The following is a 4613-nucleotide window of genomic DNA, read 5'->3' on the forward strand; positions in this document are numbered from 1 at the left end:
GTCGGGGTGGGCGAGTACGGCCAGCGAGGAGCCGTCCGAGATGGACATGATGAAGAGGAAGCCGCGCTCCATCTCCACCACGGTCTGGTTGACCACGCCCCCTTCGAAGATGCGGGACGCGCCCGCGGTCAGCGAGGTCAGCCCCGAGGCGACGGCCGCCAGCTGGTCGGCACGGTCGCGGGGGAAACCCTCGGACATCGCCAGCAGGAGTCCGTCGGCGGAGACCACCACCGTGTGGGACACCCCGGGGGTGTTGTCCACGAAGTTGGTGATCAACCAGTTCAGATTCTGCGCCGCCTGGCTCATCGGGCTCACACTAACGCTCCTGGTTGTAGGTACTACCCGGGCCACTTTGTCGATCGTAAGTGGCCGATCCGTTCATGTCCGTTCCCGCGTTGCGTCCCTGCTGGACGCCGCGCCGCAGGTTGCTCAACCTGCCACGCACGTCCTCGGGGGCGCGGGAGACCTGGGGGCCGCCCTGCGGGGTCTGTTCCGCGGTTCCCTCGATCAGGTTCGCCTTGGGAACCCGCCGGGGCAGCCCGGAGGCTGTGACCCCGCCGGCCTTCGGCTCCTTGAGCTTCCCGGCCCGCTGCCACCGATCGTCGTTCGCCGAACGCCAGTCGTCGGAGCTGTCCGTGTCGCTCTGAGGAGCCTCCCGGACCGGCTGCGCGCGCTGGTCCGGAGTGTTCTGCTGGTGGTCCCGGTTCTGGCTCGGCCGGTCCGCGGGCCGCTGGCTTCCGCGGCGCGGCAGGCCCGCGTCGGTAAGCCCGTTCCCGTCACTCGGCGAGGAACCCGGATGGTTGAAGCCTACGCGGTCCTGCTCGTTCGCGGGAGCGCCCTGCGCAGATTCCGATTCGGCACCGTAGCCGTTGTCGTAGCCGCCCTGGTACGTGTTCTGGGCAGGCCACCCGCCCTGGTCGGCCCCGGGGTCGAACTGGCTGTCGTACTGCGGCCCGCCGGCGTCGCGGTCCGCGACGCCGCCTTCCGCATACGAGGACTGGGGGTACTCGCCGGTGGCATAGTCGCCGCCGCTGTTCCCGTAGCCGTCGTCGCCTTGGTACTGGCCGTCGCCCTGGTACTGAGCGTCACCCTGGTACTGAGCGTCACCCTGGTACTGAGCGTCACCCTGGTACTGAGCGTCGCCCTGGTAGCCGTCGTCGGCGCGGTACTCGTCGTAGCCGGCCTGCTGGTCGTAGCCGCCCTGCCCGTACGCCGTCTGCGGGTCCTGGCCGTCGTACCCCTGGCCGTCGTACCGCTCCTGGTCCTGGCCGTACCCCTGGTGCCCCTGCTCGGCCACCTCGTCGCGGTACAGCGGGCGCTCCTGGCCGTCGCCGGGCGCCTCGCCCTGCAACTGCGCGCCCAGCTGCGCACGGCGCTCCTTGCGCTTCAGGGAGCGGCCCACGGGGTCCAGCGCTGTGCCGTCCTCCTGCTGCTCGTACCGGGAGTCGTCGAAGCCGAGCTCCGCGGCCGTCCGCATCGGGGCGACGGGAGGAGCCTCGTAGGTCTGCTGCTCCGGGATGATCTGCGAGACCGTGAAGTCGTCGTGCAGCGGCTCGCCGCCACCACCGTGCGTGATCGCGTCCGGCAGCATGATGAGCGACGTCGTACCGGCCTGCTCGCCCGAGGGGCGCAGCTGGACACGGATACCGTGCCGGTCGGCGAGGCGGCCGACCACGAACAGGCCCATGCGCTGGGAGACCGCGGCGTCCACCGTCGGCGGGTTGGCCAGCTTGTGGTTGATGTCCGCGAAGTCCTCGGCGGTGAGGCCGATGCCCTTGTCGTGGATCTCGACCATCACACGGCCGTCGGGCAGCCGGGTCGCGGTGACCCGCACCTTGGTCTGCGGCGAGGAGAACGTGGTGGCGTTCTCCAGCAGCTCGGCGAGGAGGTGCACGAGGTCGGTCACGGCCTGGCCGTGGATGTCCGCCTCCGGGACGCCCGACAGCTCGATGCGCTCGTACTGCTCCACCTCGGAGGTGGCGGCCCGCATGACGTCGACCAGCGGAACCGGCTGGTCCCAGCGGCGGCCCGGCTCCTCACCCGCGAGAATCAGCAGGTTCTCGCCGTTCCGGCGCATACGCGTCGCCAGGTGGTCGAGCTTGAAGAGGTTCTCCAGCTGATCCGGGTCGGCCTCGTTGTTCTCGAGGTCCGTGATCAGGGTCAGCTGGCCCTCGATCAGCGACTGGTTGCGCTGCGACAGGTTGGTGAAGATCGCGTTGACGTTGCCCCGCAGAAGCGCCTGCTCGGCGGCTAGCCGGACGGCCTCACGGTGGACCTGGTCGAAGGCGCGGGCGACTTCGCCGATCTCGTCCTGGGTGTTGATGGGGATGGGATCGACACGGGTGTCGACCTTGCCCGGCTCGGTCCGCGACAGCTGGTCGACCAGCATCGGCAGACGCTGCTCGGCGACCCCGAGGGCGGCGTGGCGCAGCTTGCGCATCGAGTGGCTCATCTGGCGGGCCATGAGGCCGGCCAGGATGAAGGCGGCGAGCAGCGCGATCACGACGATGCCGCCGTTGACGAACGCGTCGTTCCTGGCGTCGTCGGCGATCCGGGTGGCCTCGTTCAGGGCCTTGGTCAGCAGCTCGGCCTCGACCTCGGAGTACGCGTCGTACTTGCCGGTGGAGACGGCCATCCAGGTCTCGGGGGTGACGCCCCCCTGCTTGCGCTTGGTGAGCGCCTTGAGGGCGTCGGCGTCCTCGGCCTTGCCGATCTCGTTGGCCATGCCCTCGAAGACCGACTTCTCGCCCTCGGCCGTCTGGCCGACCGGCGGCTGTACGCCCGCGGCCGCGAACTCCTTGGCGCCTTCCTGTGCCTTGCGGGTCATGACCTCGCGCAGCCGGTCCTCGTCCTCCTGGGTGCCGCCGGATATGTACTCCAGCAGCGCGATCTGCTCCAGGTACTTGTACGAGGTGAACGCCTCGGACTGCGCGCGGAAGACCTCGTCGTCCTTGCTCGGCCGGATCAGCAGGTGCATACCGATCGAGCGCTGCAGCGACTCGGCGGCCTTGGCGAGCTGGATGGCGTAGACGGTACGGCCGAAGCTGGTGACGTTGCTGCTGCCGAGGCCCAGTTCGTTGGAGAACTCCATCAGCGAGTGCTGGACCTTGACGTAGCCCTCTTCGGTCTTCACCGGGTCGAGGACCTTGGTGTACGCGGCCTTGCGCAGGTCCTGGAGCTTCGGCTCCTCCTTGCGGAACAGCGTCAGACGGCGCTCCAGGCCCTGGCCCGGTGGCATGTCCTGGACGGCCTCGTTGAACTTCGCCTGGGCGGTGTCCGTCGCGGCGTACAGGTCGATGACGACGCTCGCCTCGCGGTCGGACTCGCTCTTGGCGGTGAGGAGCGGCTCGGCGGTGAGGTCACGCTCGTTGAGCAGCGCCTGGCTGTAGTCGGAGGCGGCCCGCACGATGCGTGCCGTCTTCTCGGCGTCGCGGGCCTCCTGCCAGGTGTCGACGGACATCTTCACCTGGAAGCCGCCCATGACCAGGCCGACCAGCACGGGCACCAGGAGGATGGCGTTCAGGCGGGTGGCCACGTGCCAGTTGCGCGGGGACAGCCGGCTGGAGCCGCCGTCGGCCGGTCCGGCCGACGGCGTCACGGGCGCGTCCGCAGGCGGCCCCGCTGTGCGCGGCGCCGGGGTGAAGTTGCCCCGGGACGCCTGCTGCTCCGCGGCGCTCTTCGTGCTTCGCCTCACTCGACCAACAACCTCTCGGCGTCGGCACCTACGTTGTGCCGTTCTTCTGCTCAGAGCCGTACTACTCAGGAGTTCGTGCATTGCAGCACGTAAAGCGGCTGCGTTCCAAACAGCCCGATCGGGCGATTACCCGCGGTCCGGACGCCAGATATAACGGGCATAAAGAGCCAGCCCCGGCAAAATGTGGGACTCATGTGAGCGCAGCGGCACCGTGCGGATGCATCTCGTGTCCGAACCGTCGCAATTCTCTGTCGAAACGTTATGAACGCGCGGGCGGGCCGTGTCAGAAGACACAGCCCGCTCACTGAACGCATACGACAACTACCGTATATCTTCGTCTACTTCGCTATCAGCCCGCTGCCCTACCTGGAACACGCTACTTGAGTCGTGCCATGAGGGCGTGTTCGACGAGGGTGATGAGTGCGCTCTTGGCGTCCGCGCGGTGGCGGGCGTCGGTGGTGATGATGGGGGTGTCGGGGCCGATCTGGAGTGCTTCGCGGACTTCGTCGGGGGTGTAGGGCTGGTGTCCTTCGAAGCCGTTGAGGGCGATGACGAAGGGGAGGCCGCTGTTCTCGAAGTAGTCGACGGCGGGGAAGCAGTCGGCGAGGCGTCGGGTGTCGACGAGTACGATCGCTCCGATGGCGCCGCGTACGAGGTCGTCCCACATGAACCAGAAGCGGTCCTGGCCGGGTGTGCCGAAGAGGTAGAGGATCAGGTCCTGGTCCAGGGTGATCCGGCCGAAGTCCATGGCGACGGTCGTCGTGGTCTTGTCGCCGGTGTGGGTGAGGTCGTCGATGCCCGCGGACGCGGACGTCATGACGGCCTCGGTACGCAGCGGGTTGATCTCCGAGACGGCGCCGACGAACGTGGTCTTGCCCACGCCGAAGCCGCCCGCCACCACGATCTTCGCGCTGGTGGT

Annotated in this window: 3 protein-coding genes; all 3 read right to left on the reverse strand. The window is 68.5% G+C overall.

Going from position 1 to position 4613, the window contains the following annotated elements:
* On the reverse strand, positions 1-306 hold a 306-nt coding region (locus FVS66_RS34530), incomplete at its 3' end, for a roadblock/LC7 domain-containing protein (RefSeq protein WP_187645836.1).
* A 10-nt stretch (positions 307-316) separates the two neighbouring features.
* Complete coding sequence (locus FVS66_RS34535) at positions 317-3694, reverse strand: nitrate- and nitrite sensing domain-containing protein (protein ID WP_262387374.1); 3378 nt, start codon at positions 3692-3694, stop codon at positions 317-319.
* A 376-nt stretch (positions 3695-4070) separates the two neighbouring features.
* Positions 4071-4613, reverse strand: a 543-nt coding sequence (locus FVS66_RS34540; protein ID WP_149185238.1) for an ATP/GTP-binding protein, incomplete at its 5' end; no start/stop codon positions are given.

Source organism: Streptomyces sp. TRM49041, assembly GCF_008271805.1.
Lineage (GTDB): Bacteria > Actinomycetota > Actinomycetes > Streptomycetales > Streptomycetaceae > Streptomyces.